At 63.9% G+C, this 12,125-nt stretch carries 9 protein-coding genes; 3 read left to right on the top strand and 6 right to left on the bottom strand.

What is annotated here, in order from left to right; all coding sequences use genetic code 11:
* Positions 1-124 precede the first annotated feature (124 nt).
* A complete protein-coding gene (locus WBK23_RS05545) occupies positions 125-808 on the top strand; it encodes a class I SAM-dependent methyltransferase (protein ID WP_424482968.1) in 684 nt (227 codons plus the stop codon).
* 7 nt (positions 809-815) lie between these two features.
* Here WBK23_RS05545 and WBK23_RS05540 read toward each other — a convergent pair whose 3' ends face one another.
* From WBK23_RS05540 to metR, 6 genes are all read right to left on the bottom strand, one after another.
* On the bottom strand, positions 816-1,556 hold the full coding sequence (locus WBK23_RS05540) for a glutathione S-transferase family protein (protein ID WP_424482967.1): 741 nt from the start codon (positions 1,554-1,556) through the stop codon (positions 816-818).
* Positions 1,557-1,682: 126 nt separating this feature from the next.
* Positions 1,683-4,829, bottom strand: coding sequence for an efflux RND transporter permease subunit (locus tag WBK23_RS05535; RefSeq protein WP_424482966.1), 3,147 nt, complete (start codon positions 4,827-4,829; stop codon positions 1,683-1,685).
* Position 4,830: 1 nt separating this feature from the next.
* Complete coding sequence (locus WBK23_RS05530) at positions 4,831-5,913, bottom strand: efflux RND transporter periplasmic adaptor subunit (protein ID WP_424482965.1); 1,083 nt, start codon at positions 5,911-5,913, stop codon at positions 4,831-4,833.
* A 5-nt stretch (positions 5,914-5,918) separates the two neighbouring features.
* Entirely contained in the window at positions 5,919-6,575 is a 657-nt protein-coding gene (locus WBK23_RS05525; protein ID WP_424483295.1) for a TetR/AcrR family transcriptional regulator, read from the bottom strand.
* A 110-nt stretch (positions 6,576-6,685) separates the two neighbouring features.
* Entirely contained in the window at positions 6,686-7,459 is a 774-nt protein-coding gene (locus tag WBK23_RS05520) for a substrate-binding periplasmic protein (RefSeq protein ID WP_424482964.1), read from the bottom strand.
* Between the two features lie 57 nt (positions 7,460-7,516).
* Entirely contained in the window at positions 7,517-8,437 is a 921-nt protein-coding gene (gene metR / locus WBK23_RS05515) for a transcriptional regulator MetR (protein ID WP_424482963.1), read from the bottom strand.
* A gap of 149 nt (positions 8,438-8,586) precedes the next feature.
* Here metR and metE point away from each other — a divergent pair, with 149 nt between their 5' ends.
* Both metE and WBK23_RS05505 read left to right on the top strand, forming a co-directional pair.
* Positions 8,587-10,875, top strand: a complete 2,289-nt coding sequence (gene metE / locus WBK23_RS05510) for a 5-methyltetrahydropteroyltriglutamate--homocysteine S-methyltransferase (protein ID WP_424482962.1) — start codon at positions 8,587-8,589, stop codon at positions 10,873-10,875.
* A 130-nt stretch (positions 10,876-11,005) separates the two neighbouring features.
* Positions 11,006-11,995: an alpha/beta fold hydrolase gene (locus tag WBK23_RS05505; RefSeq protein ID WP_424482961.1), complete on the top strand. Its 990-nt coding sequence runs from the start codon at positions 11,006-11,008 to the stop codon at positions 11,993-11,995.
* The last annotated feature ends 130 nt before the right edge of the window (positions 11,996-12,125 follow it).

Below are 12,125 nucleotides of genomic sequence, written 5' to 3'. Positions count from 1 at the left end.
CAGCGTTTGAGTGAGCTTGCAGTGGTGTGGCGCTACGTTACGGCTGCTCAAGAATGGGCTGCCTCGCTGGATTGCGCGCGGCTGCTAGAATCGAGCGGGCGACTGAAGCGACGGCGAGTGGCGTATGCAGCGTGATCACAGGGAGCAACTCAACCTCAGCTGGCAGGCCAATGCCGATGCCTGGACGGCGGCCGTGCGCGAGCAGCGCATCGAGAGCCGGCGGCTGGTGACCGACGCGGCCATTGTTCAGGCCATTCTGGCGCTGGCCCCCAAGCGGGTGCTCGACCTGGGCTGCGGTGAAGGCTGGCTGTGCCGTGGCCTGGCCGAGCATGGCATCGAGGCAGTGGGGGTGGACGCCTCGGCCCCGCTGATTGCGGTTGCCCAGCAGGCGGCGGGCCAGCGCGCGCAGTACCGCGTGTGCGGCTATGCCGAACTGGAAAGCCAGGCCGCGCAACTTGGCCGGTTCGATGTGCTGGTGTGCAACTTTGCCTTGTTCGAAGAGCCGCTGACGCCAACCCTCGATGCCCTGCATCGGCTATTGGCCAAGGAGGGTCGCCTGCTGATCCAGACCCTACACCCCTGGCGCGCTTGCAATGATGCGAGTTACCGCGATGGCTGGCGGGTGGAAACTTTTGCCGGTTTTGGCGAGGGTTTTGCCCAGCCGATGCCCTGGTTCTTCCGTACCCTGGAGTCCTGGCTGGGGTTGTTCAATGAAACCGGCTGGCGTTTGCAGTGGCTGCAGGAGCCGCTGCATCCGGAGAGCGAGCAGCCGGTGTCGCTGCTGTTATTACTGAGTTCTGAACGCTGAGGCTCTATCAGGCGCGGCGCTGACGATCCTCGGCATAGCGGCGTATGACCCATTGGCCAGCCGGATGGGCGTGCAGTTCATCGAGAAAGGCTTGGGTTTTGCCATCGTGCCCGGTGATGTCTGCCCACGGCGTACCCGCCGGGGTGAACAACGGGGCGAACAGTGCGGCGGCACTGATATCGGCCAGGGTCAGTTGTTCTCCGACCAGATAGCGCGAGGGGTCGCCGTGGATGCGTGATTCGATCAGCGCCAGGCCTTCGAGCAATTCGGCCTGGGATTTCGCCACGCGCGGTGGGGTGACGCCATACAGGCGCTGCACGCCATTGATCAGCACCGGCTTCATCAGGTCGCGCAGGCCCAGTAGCGGGCGGTAGACCTTGAGCATGGCGTGCATCACCGAGTCCCACTGCTTGATCTGGCCATACAGCCAGCGCCGCACATGCACGCCGAGGCGGTCGAACTGTTCTTCCAGCTCCAGCACCTCGGCCCGTTGCGCGGCATCGGTCGGCAGCAGCGGGTTATCGGGGTAGCGTTGTTCCAGGTACAGGGCGATCTGCGTGGAATCGCCGATCACGCTGTCGCCATCCTTGAGGATCGGCAGGGTGACGATGCCGGCCAGAAACGTGCTCTTCAGTCGGTGCAGGCCGGGGAACAGGTTGTCCACTTGAAAATCGAGGCCCTTGTGGTCCAGATGCCAGCGGGTCTTTTCGCAATAGTGGGAAATTGGAAACTGGTAAAGCGTGCGCATGGGGAGCCCTCGGCAATGGTCGGCCGAGTCTACGGGCTGTGCGTCCGACTACCCAGTCGTAACCTGCAGTCCAGGCTTTCGTTAGGGGCCAGGGCTCAGGCGGCTAACCAGCCTGAGCCCTGGAGCTTATGGCGTACGCTGCAGTTCGGCCTTGCCCGTTGCGCTGGCCAGCAGGTGCTCCGGCAGATCCAGCAGGTCGTCGTCGAAGGTTTCCAGCGGCGCGGGCCGTCGTTCGAAACGCGAACCCAGTACCAGCATGCACGGCGTCAGCAGCAGGGTCAGTACGGTGGCGAAACTCAGGCCGCCGGCAATTGCGCTGGACAGCTGGGTCCACCATTGGGTCGACGGTGCGCCAAAACCCAGGCTCGGGCTGAGCAGGTCGACGTTGACCCCTATCACCATCGGCACCAGGCCCAGCACCGTGGTCACTGCCGTGAGCAGCACCGGGCGCAGGCGCAGGCTGCCAGTTTCCAGCGCGGCTTCACGCGGTGCCAGGCCCTGGCGGCGCAACTGGTTGTAGGTGTCGATCAGAATGATGTTGTTGTTCACCACGATGCCGGCCAGGGCAATCAGGCCCATGCCGACCATCACTATGCCGAACGACTGGCCGTTAACCAGCAAGCCCATCAGCACCCCGGCGGTGGACAAAACGATGGCCGAGAGCACCAGCAGCGCCTGGTAGATGCTGTTGAACTGGGTCACCAGGATGATAAACATCAGGAAGATCGCCACCGCAAAGGCCGTGCCGAGGAAGGTCGCGGCTTCGCGCTGATCGGCATCCTCGCCGGCGAACTTCACCTGCACATCGCTGGGCACCTCGCCTATGGCTTCACGCAGGGCCAGCAGGCGGTCATCCAGGCGTGCGCCTTCGGCAATATCGGCCTGCAGGGTGATGGTGCGGTTGCCGTCGACCCGGCGCAGGGTGCCAACCTTGGGGGCCTGTTGCAGCGAAACGAAGTTACCCAGCGGGATCTGCCCGGCTGGAGTGCTCAGGGTCAGGCGGCCAAGCTGGTCGAGGGAGCGCCAGTTGCCGGGCAGGCGCACGCGGATATCCACTTCATCGGTGGCATCTTCCGGACGATAGGTGGCCAGCTTCAGGCCATTGGTGACCATCTGCACGGCATTGCCCACGCTCAGTACGTCCGCGCCGAAGCGTGCGGCGGCCTCGCGGTCGACCTTGACCCGCCATTCGATGCCCGGCAGGGCGCGGTCATCCTCGATGTCCTTGAAGCCGCCCAGGCGCTGCATGCTGGCGCGAACCTGTTCGACCAGCTGATCGGCCTTGGCCGGGTCCAGCGAGCTGATCTGCAGTTTCACCGGCTTGCCGCTGCTCGGGCCTTCTTCCTGCTTACGGAATTCCAGGACGATGCCAGGGATATCGGCGGTACGCCGGCTCATGTCGGCGAGGATATGGCTGGCCGAACGGCGCTGGTGCCATTCGACGAACTGGAACTGCAGGGTGCCGATCACATCCGCGCCGAGCTGACCATCCGGTTGTGCCAGGGAGCGGGCGTACAGCGCCTTGACTTCGCTCATGCCCAGCAGACGTTTCTCCACCTGTTGCAGCAGGGCATCCTTCTCCTGCACCGACAGGTCGCCACGGGCGCGCGCCCAGATCTGCGCGCTTTCCGGCTCGACCTCGGGGAAGAATTCCACGCCGTGGTTGAAGCGGCCATAGGCGGTATAGATCAGCGCAATCACCGCGAGCATGCCCAGCAGGGTCAGGCCGGGGCGTCTCAGCAGCGCCGCCAGCAGGCGGCGGTAAGCCACTGCGCTACGGCCTGGCTGAGTCGGTTGCGGCTGCGGTTGGCCGCCGGTGACCGCACCCAGCACCGGGAGGAACACCAAGGCCATGGCCAGCGAGGCGAGCAGGCAGAGAATCACTGTGGCCGGCAGGTACTTCATAAACTGGCCGACCACCCCGGGCCAGAACAGCAGCGGCAGAAACACCACCAGGGTGGTGGCGGTGGAGGCGATCACCGGCCAGGCCATCCGCGTCGCGGCATTGGCCCAGGCCTGACGCGGGCTTTGCCCTTGGTGCAAATAGCGGTCGGCCAGCTCGGAGACCACGATAGCGCCGTCCACCAGCATGCCGGCGACCAGAATCAAGCTGAACAGCACGACGATATTGAGGGTGAAGCCGAGCATCCAGATCAGCAGGATGCCCGTGAGAAATGCCCCCGGAATGGTCAGTCCGACTAATAGCGCCGAGCGCATGCCCATGCTCGCCACCACCAGGATCAGCACCAGTACGATGGCCGCCAGCACGTTGTTGAGCAGGTCGCTGAGCATGCTCTGCACCTGCTGCGACTGATCCATGATGTAGCTGACCTTGAGACCGGCGGGCAGCAGCGGCTGGGCCTTGGCCATCAGCGCCTTGACCTGCTCGATGGTGTCGATGATGTTCGCGCCGCTGCGCTTGGACACCTCCAGCACCACCGCCGGCTGGCCATTGATCCGCGCGAAGCCGGTGGGGTCCTTGAAGGTGCGGTGAATGGTGGCGACATCACCGAAGGTCACCACGCTGTTGCCCACCACCTTGATCGGCATGGACAGCACGTCCTCGAGGTTTTCGATCACCCCGGGGACTTTCATGCTCATGCGCCCGGAGCCGGTGTCCAGGCTGCCGGCGGCGACCAGGCGGTTGTTGCGGCTGACCAGGTTGAACAGCTCGTTGTAATCGATGCCGTAACTGTCGAGCACCTGCGGGTCGACGACGATTTCCAGCAGGTCTTCGCGGTCACCACCGATTTCCACCGAGAGCACCTCGGCGATGCCTTCGACGTTTTCCTTCAGGCGGCGGGCGATATACACCAGCTCCTGTTCGGCAATCGGTCCGGACAGGCCAATCGACAGCACCGGAAACAGTGCCACGTTGACTTCATTGACCGTCGGCTCCTCGGCTTCCTCCGGCAGTTTGCTGCGGGCGGTGTCGACCTTCTCGCGGACATCGGCCAGCGCCAGTTTGGCGTTGAAGCCGGCATCGAACTCCAGGGTCACCGAGGCATGGCCTTCGCTGGCCATGGAGCGCATTTCCTTGACCCCTTCGAGGCTGCGCAGCTCCTGCTCCAGCGGGCGCACCAGCAGGCGTTCGGCGTCCTCCGGGCTGATGCCCTCCAGGGTCACCGAGACATAGATGATCGGGATGCTGACATCCGGGTTGGCTTCCTTGGGAATGGCGAAATACGCCGCCAAACCACCCAGCATCAGGAAGGCCAGCACCAGCAGGGTAGTGCGGCTGCGATCCAGCGCTGCAGCAATCAGCTCGTGCATATCAGCTGCCTCCCTTGGCCAGCTGGCTGACCACCTGCTGACCCGGCTCGACAAAGCCCTGGCCGAGGGTGATCAGCGCCACCTTGTGCGGCAGGCCGCTGACCCAGGCACCCTGGTTGTCGACGCTGATCAGCTGCACCGGGGTGAACTGCACCTGTTGCTGTTCATTGACCCACTTGACGCCATGCCGGCCGGCTTTATCCAGGCTCAGCAGGGCAGGCGACAGGCGATGGGCCAGGGCTTCGCCGGTCTGGATATGCAGGGTGGCACTGGCACCGGCCAGGCGCAGGGCCTGCGGGTTATCGACCTTGACCTCGATGCGGAAGCTGCGCGAGCCAGGGTCGGCGGCGGCGGCGATAAAATGCAGCTCGCCCGCCAGTGTGCGGCCATCGAGCAACTCGACCCGCACGCTCTGGCCGAGGGTCAATTGGGTGACTTCCTGTTGAGCGATCTGCGCGCTGACCTTGAGCTGGCTGATGTCCACCAGGGTCAGCAGGCTTTGCCCCGGTTGCACGTAGTCACCCAACTCGACCATGCGCTGGTCATACATCCCGGCAAAGGGCGCGCTGATCTGCGTGTTGGCCAGCTGGATGCGCGCCAGGTCGAGTTCGGCGCGAGCCTTGGCCAGCTCACTTTGCAGGCGAATCAGCTCATTGGCGGAGATCATCTTGCGTTCGTGCAAGCGCGTGGCGGCACTGACATCGGTTTCGCGCTGGCGCACATCGGCTTCACCCTTGGCCACCTGGGCCGGGCGGTTGTCGGCGGAGAGGCTGAGCAGGCGCTGGCCCTGAGTCACTGGGCTGCCCTTGTCCTGATCCAGGCGAATCACGCTGCCGCTGATCTGTGCCCGCAGCTCGACCCGTCGCCAGGCTTCAACCTGGCCCTGCACCACATGCTGGCGCTGCATCGGGCTGGCTTCCAGCCACTGCACTTCAACCTTGGCCAGGCCCTGTTCTGCCGCAGGCGCATCGGCGCTGGCGGTGTCCTGGGTTTGCAGCAGCGAACCGCTGAGCAGCCAGAACAGAAGCAGCAGGCTGATGGCAACGGCGATCAACCAGGGGCGTTTGGACAGCTGACTGAACATGGCGGTTACTCGACGCGAGTGGATTGAGCAAGCAGTTCGGCGGCCTGGGTGCGCAGGCCTGCAATGATGAAATCGGTCACGTGGGCGAAGTAGTCATCCAGGGCAATGGGCTCGGCCCAATGGGCGAAGCCCCCGGAGGCGATGCGCGCCATCACGCCATTGACGCAGGCCTCCACGCCCCACAGCAGGTTCTGGCAGTCCCTCTGGCTGAGCGCCTGGTTGTTCAGGGCGACGCCGAGCATGTCGCTGAAGAACAACTGGAATTCGCGCTCTATATCAAGGAACTGCTGGCGGTACGGGCTTTCCAGGCGCTCCTGAAACTCCGGGCGGTCGCAGTGCAGGCACAGTTGCGCCTGAATCGGATTGGCCAGCATCTGCTCGAAGGCGCGGTGGATCACCCGGCGCATGGCCTCCTGCGGCGGACTGGCAGCATGCAGGGTGCGCAGCTCCAACAGGTTGTCGCGGCTGAGGTCGAGCACCAGGCGCGCATACAGCGCTTCCTTGCTGGGGAAGTGCTTGTACACCGTGCCTTTGCCGATACCGGCGGCAAGCGCTACCTCGGCAATGGTCACGCGGTCCCAGGGCTGCTCGGCAAACAACTGGCGGGCGGCGTCGAGGAGGGCGTTTTCACGTTGTTCGAACAGTTGATCTTGGTAGCGCATGGGGATATATCGGTAGTTGTGACCGGTGGTCATGCTATGACTGCTGGTCACAGTCATGCAAGCCTGCAGTTGTAACAGGCTTTGCCGGCTGACCTGAGGGGCGCTGAGGCTTAGGGGAGGGGCGCAGCAGGCTGGTTGAAGGCTTGCCAGATCTGCGCGTGACGGCCGTTGTTGTGCAGTTGCTGCAGGCCGAGGTGGAACAGCTGCAGCAGGCGCTCGCTTTCCGGCAGCTGCCGCGACAGGATCAGGTGGTAGTCCCAGGTCTGGTAGCTGGGCGTGGTGGTGATCTGGTCGCGTTCGCGGGCGCTCAGCTGCTGGTTCAGCACGTGGCTGCCCGAGCCCTTGACGATGTCCACCGCATCAATGCGCCCGGCGGCCAGCTTGCGCAGGTTGATCAGCTCGTCGCCGCTGGCTTCATACTGCACCCAGCCGCGCTGTTCGGCCTGCTCCAGCACCGGCATTTTCGCCGAACCCAGTGGAATGCCGATGCGTAGGCCCTTTAACCGCTCGGCAGCGGCCAGGCTGCCGTCCCAGCTGATGGGTTTGCCACGGTTGTAGAACAGCACCACGTCGTCGCGGTAGACCACCTCGGAAAACAGGCAGTCGGCCTCGCGCTCAGGCGTGCGGCCCCAGACCGCCGAGGCTTGCCAGCGGCCCTGCTTGACCTCCTCGTAGGCGCGTTTCCAGGGGAAGAAGCCGTATTCCACGGTCACGCCCTGAGTGGCGAAGGCCTCGCTGATCAGCTGCGGAATCACCCCGTAATGCGGCAACTGCGCGCTGATAAAGGGCGGCCATTCGCCAATCGCGATGCGGATATGCTCCTGGCCCTGGGCGCTCTGGAGGAGGCCGGCGCAGATCAGCAAAGCGGTGAGCAGTCGGCGCATGCTGGGCTCGTTATTCAGGCGGTGGGTGACTCAGGTTACAAGCTAAGCACATTCGACTCAGGCGCGCGCCACGCTGACGCCTTCCAGGTTGGCAAAGGAGGTGTCCTTGGCGGTCAGCAGGAAGTCGCGCATAAACGGCGCATCGAGCATATCGGTGCGGATGCCGGCGTACAGGGTGGCGAACAGGCCCTTGTCGCCCAGGCGCTTGGCGGTCACGTAGCCGCGTGAGCTGTACTCGTGCAGCGCCCAGTTGGGCAGGCCGCATACGCCGCGGCCGCTGGCCACCAGTTGCATCATCATCACCGTCAGTTCAGAGGTACGCACCTGGGCCGGCTCGACATCGGCGGGCTCCAGAAAGCGGGTGAAGATATCGAGGCGGTCGCGCTCCACCGGGTAGGTGATCAGGGTTTCCGTGGCCAGGTCCTCGGGCTTGATGCAGGGCTTGCTCGCCAGCGGGTGCTGGTTGGCCACCGCCAGCATGGCCTCGTAGGTAAACAGCGGCACATAGGTGATGCCGGCCAGCTCGACGGGATCTGAGGTCACCACCAGGTCCAGATCGCCACGGGCCAGCGCCGGCAGTGGGGCGAAGGAGAAACCCGAAGCCAGGTCCAGCTCCACTTCCGGCCAGGCATCGCGGAACTGGTCGATGGTCGGCATCAGCCACTGGAAGCAGCTGTGGCATTCGATGGCCATATGCAGCCTGCCCGCCGTGCCACCGGCCAGGCGCGCCAGATCGCGCTCGGCACCGCGCAGCAGCGGCAATACCGTGTCGGACAGCTGCAGCAGGCGCAGACCGGCGCTGGTAAAGCGCACCGGCTTGGTCTTGCGCACGAACAGCGGCATGCCTAGGCGTTCCTCAAGCTCCTTGAACTGGTGCGACAGCGCCGACTGGGTCAGGTGCAAGCGCTCGGCGGCGTCCACCAGGCTTTCGCTCTCGCGCAGGGCATGCAGGGTTTTCAGGTGGCGTAATTCGAGCATGGAGGGCCTCGGTGGGGGCGGGTCTGCTTTCTGGTGGGTAGCAGAACATGAGGAAAACTATAGATCAATAAGAAAATCTTGAGTTTGTCTCACTCAGGTTGGGTGCCGAGAATAGCCGTCATCTTATTGATCTACTGGAGCGTTCTGACATGGCCCTGTCCCATTCCCTTGGTTTTCCCCGTATCGGTCGCGACCGTGAACTGAAAAAAGCCCTGGAGGCCTACTGGAAGGGCGAACTGGACGAAACCGGCTTGCAGGCGGTTGGTCGTGAATTGCGCGCCGCCCATTGGCAGTTGCAGAAAGACGCCGGCATCGAGCTGCTGCCGGCGGGCGATTTCGCCTGGTACGACCAGGTGCTGAGTCACTCGCTGGCCTTCGGCGTAATCCCCGAGCGTTTCCGCCCGGCAGACGGCAAGCCGACCCTCGACACCTTGTTTGCCATGGCGCGTGGCGTCACCCATGGCTGCTGCGGCGGGGCGCATGCCCAAGAGATGACCAAGTGGTTCGATACCAACTACCACTATCTGGTGCCGGAGTTCACGGCCGATCAGCAGTTCCAGCTGAGCTGGGAGCAGCTGTTCGACGAGGTCGAGGAAGCCCATGTCCTGGGTCACCGCGTCAAACCGGTGCTAATCGGCCCGCTGACCTATCTGTGGTTGGGCAAAGCCAAGGGCAGCGATTTCGACAAGCTCGATTTGCTGGAGCGCCTGCTGCCGGTCTACGGTGAGATCCTCCAGCGTCTGGCTGCGCAGGGCGTGGAATGGGTGCAGATCGACGAGCCGATTCTGGTGCTGGACCTGCCGCAAGACTGGAAGAATGCCTTCGAACGCGCCTACAACCTGCTGCAGCGCGAGCCGGGCAAGAAACTGATCGCCACTTATTTTGCTGGCCTTGAGGACAACCTCGATCTGGCCGCCAGCCTGCCGGTGGATGGCCTGCACATTGATCTGGTGCGTGCGCCGGAGCAGTTCCCGACCATCCTCGATCGCCTACCGGCTTATAAGGTGTTGTCGCTGGGGGTGGTCAACGGTCGCAATGTCTGGCGCACTGACTTGCAGCAGGTTCTGGGCATTCTGCTGCAGGCCCAGGAGCGCCTGGGCGAGCGCCTGTGGGTGGCGCCGAGCTGCTCGCTGTTGCACAGCCCGGTCGACCTGGGCCGTGAAGACCAGCTGGATGGCGAGCTGAAAAGCTGGCTGGCTTTCGCCGTGCAGAAGTGCGCGGAAGTTGCCTTGCTGACCCGCGCCCTGAATGATCCGCAGGACACCCAGGTGCAAGCCGCACTGGCGGCCAGCAATGCCGTACAGGCCAGCCGCGCGCAATCACCGCGCATCCACAAACCCGCGGTGCAGGCGCGATTGGCGGCTATTAGCGCCGCCGACAGCCAGCGCCAGTCACCGTTCGCCGCCCGTATCGAGCAGCAGCGCGCACGCCTGCAGTTGCCGGCATTTCCCACCACCACCATCGGCTCGTTCCCGCAGACCGCTTCGATCCGTCTGGCGCGCCAGTCGTTCAAGGCCGGCAAGCTGTCGGCAGCGGATTACACCGAGGCCATGTACAGCGAGATTCGCCACGCCGTCGAGGTGCAGGAAAACCTCGGTCTGGACGTGCTGGTACACGGTGAGGCCGAGCGTAATGACATGGTCGAATACTTTGCCGAGCAGCTCGACGGCTACGCTTTCAGCCGTTTTGGCTGGGTGCAGAGCTACGGCTCGCGCTGCGTCAAACCGGCGGTGATCTATGGTGATCTGAGTCGCCCGAAAGCCATGACAGTTTCGTGGATTGGTTATGCGCAGACCCTCACCAAGAAGGTGATGAAGGGCATGCTGACAGGGCCGGTGACCATGCTGATGTGGTCCTTCCCGCGTGACGATATTTCCCGCGAGCAGCAGGCGCGCCAGCTGGCCCTGGCGATCCGTGACGAGGTGGTCGACCTGGAGACGGCCGGCATCAAGGTCATCCAGATTGACGAAGCGGCATTTCGCGAGGGCCTGCCGCTGCGTCAGGCGCAGTGGCAGGGCTACCTGAGTTGGGCCACCGAGGCGTTCCGCCTGTGCGCCTCGGGCGTGCGCGATGAAACCCAGATCCACACGCACATGTGTTACAGCGAGTTCAACGATGTGATCGAGTCCATCGCCGCCATGGATGCCGACGTGATCACCATCGAAACCTCGCGCTCGGACATGGAACTGCTGGAGGCCTTCGAACGCTTCGACTACCCCAACGATATCGGCCCGGGCGTCTACGACATCCATTCGCCACGGGTGCCGGACAGCGCCGAGATGGTCAAGCTGCTGCGCAAGGCGGCGCAGCGCATTCCCGCCGAGCGGCTGTGGGTCAACCCGGACTGCGGCCTGAAGACCCGTGCCTGGCCCGAGGCCGAAGCGGCGCTGGTCAATATGGTCTCAGCCGCTCGTCAGCTGCGCACCGAACTGGCCTGAGACGCAAGCAAGACGAACGGCATGCTGCCGTTCGTCTTGCTTCATCAAACTGTCACGCTTGTGTGGCAGCGCGCTCGTACAAATGTCCGCAGACTCGCCGCTCAATGGGGTTCTGCGTTCTGGTGTTTTTATGCGTGCGTTAATTTTCCTTGCTGCGCTGTGGTGCGGCCTGCAGGTTGTTGCGGCCGAGCGCTGCGACCTGCAGGTGCCGACCGCGCGGGTCGAACTGGCTGAGGTGCAGCTGGCTTACCAGAGCATTGGCCGCGACAGCGATCCGGCGCTGCTGCTGGTCATGGGTCTGGGTGGGCAACTGATCCACTGGCCGGATGAGGTGCTGGTGCGCCTGTGTCAGCAGGGCTTTCGGGTGATTCGGTTCGACAACCGTGACGTCGGCCTGAGCCGCTGGAACCACACCGCGCCGACGATCAACCTGACTTACGAGGCCTTGCGTTATCGCCTTGGCCTGTCGGTTGCTGCACCGTACGGGCTGCGTGATATGGCGGGCGACGCGTTGGGGCTGCTGGATGCCCTGGGCGTGCAGCAGTTTCATGTGCTGGGCGCGAGCATGGGCGGGATGATTGCCCAGCACCTGGCGGATTTGGCCCCGCAGCGTGTGCAAAGTCTGACGTTGTTGATGACCAGCTCCAGCGCCCAGGGACTGCCGGCTCCCAGCCCGGCGTTGCTGGCCTTGCTGGCCAACCGCGAGGCGGCCAATCGGGCGCTGGCGCTGGAGCAGCAGGCCGACTTGCTGGCGGCATTGGGCAGCCCGACGGTGACCGATGATCGCCAGTTGCTGTTGCAACAGGCGCAGATTGCCTACGACCGGGCGTTCAATCCGGAGGGTGTACAGCGGCAGTTACTGGCGATTCTGGCCGAGCCGAGCCGGGTCGAGCTGCTCAATCGTTTGCGCGTGCCGACCCTGGTGGTGCATGGCACGGCCGATCCGTTGCTGCCGGTGATGCATGGCGTGCATGTGGCGGCGCATATCAAGAACAGCGAGCTGAAACTGATTCCGGGTCTGGCCCATCGTTTTCAGGAGGCTTTCAAGGAACCGCTGCTGGCCGCGGTATTGCCGCACCTACGGGCTCATCGGGGGGATGGGCAGTTGGCGCGGCTTTAAGGCTGCTGGCTCTTAAAATCTGTTTTACGATCTCGCGAGCTAGAGACCTGCAAGGCAAAAACAGGCGAGGAAGCGGAGTTTACTGGCTGTAAATGAGCATTCCGAGCCTGTTTTTAACGCGGCAGGGCCG

Origin of the sequence: Pseudomonas sp. (assembly GCF_049653025.1) — a bacterium.
Lineage (GTDB): Bacteria > Pseudomonadota > Gammaproteobacteria > Pseudomonadales > Pseudomonadaceae > Aquipseudomonas.
The sequence above is the reverse complement of the archived record's forward strand: the minus strand, read 5'-3'. Positions and strand labels throughout refer to the sequence as shown.